At 53.4% G+C, this 1280-nt stretch carries 1 protein-coding gene; it reads right to left on the bottom strand.

Annotation, left to right across the window (positions count from 1 at the left end; all coding sequences use genetic code 11):
- On the bottom strand, positions 1–1174 hold a 1174-nt coding region (locus tag ACNS88_RS17575; RefSeq protein WP_435100639.1), incomplete at its 3' end, for an RNA-guided endonuclease InsQ/TnpB family protein.
- Between the last annotated feature and the right edge of the window lie 106 nt (positions 1175–1280).

Below are 1280 nucleotides of genomic sequence, written 5' to 3'. Positions count from 1 at the left end.
TAGGGAGCGCAGTCTCCACAGGCGTATCTTCGGGCCATCCCAGCCCTAACTCAGAAAAGCCGCGTTGCAGGACATTCATCGCTGCGTTCGCATCACGGTCGCACTCGAAACCACACGACGGACAAGAGTGTTCCCGAACCCAGATGGGTTTCGCTGTTTCCACGCCACACTGAGCGCACTCTTTCGTTGTTCCTCGGGCTTCGACTTGAACGACGTGAGTACCGTACAACTTACCCTTGTATTCAAGGAGTGTGATGAACTGCCGCCACGCCGCATCCTGCTTGTTCCGGGCGTTGTGCGACTGCTCAACCATTCCCTTTACGTCCAAGTCTTCAACGAACACCGCGTCGTACTCGCCGACGAGCCACGTCGAGAGTTTGTGCTGGTAGTCAAGTACCTTCCGACGAATGTGGCGCTTGATTTTTGCCACTTCACGGCGGTGTTTCTCGTAGTTGTTTGACCCTTTCTCCTTGCGAGACAACTTGCGTTGTTCGCGGCGAAGACGCTCGTATTCGTCTTCAAGGTCAAGCCAGTCCACAGTCGTCCCGTCTGATGTGTAGAGATAGTTGAGGATGCCAAGATCGATACCCACGCTGTTGGCCGCGTCAAGAGATTCCACATCAGATTTCTCGGGCAGGTCGGCGTCGTCGGTTTCGAGGCCGAACGAGACGAACCACTCGCCAGTCATCTCCTTTTTGAACGTGATCTCATTGATGGTGACGTTATCGGGAATTGGGCGGTGGTAACGGATTTTCACCCAGCCGATTTTACTGAAGCGGACGTAAGCAAACCTGTCACGGCCCCTCTTTTCATCAAGGTCGAACCCGGACTGGTTGTACGTCACACTTCGATAGTCGGTGGGTGGTTGTCGCTTGAGCCGACCGACATTGTATCCCTTCTCTTTCTTCTTGCGAAGGTTTGAAAGATTGCGGTGGAAACGTGCGACCGTGGCTTGCGCGGCCTTCGAGTGCAGTTCCGCGAACACAGGCCATTTGCGCTTCCACTCAGGGAGTTTGTTGTTCTGGTCGTACTCACTCGGTTTGTCGTCTTCAGGACTGTTCGTATAGTCCCATCGGACGTGGTTGTAGAGTTGGCGATGAACGTTAAGATGGTGTTGCAGTCCTTCCGCTACCTCTTGTGTCGGGTAGGCATGGTAGCGGTGACTGTATTCCATCGCTGTCTTGTGATTATAGATATGTTGACTTAATGGTTTGTATCACGATTTGTCGGCTTCATCCCCGAGGTCAAGCCTCGGGGTATTCGCCTTGTCCGCTGATAAA

It is taken from the genome of Halorubrum shenae (assembly GCF_051194165.1).
Classification (GTDB): domain Archaea; phylum Halobacteriota; class Halobacteria; order Halobacteriales; family Haloferacaceae; genus Halorubrum.
The sequence above is the reverse complement of the archived record's forward strand: the minus strand, read 5'-3'. Positions and strand labels throughout refer to the sequence as shown.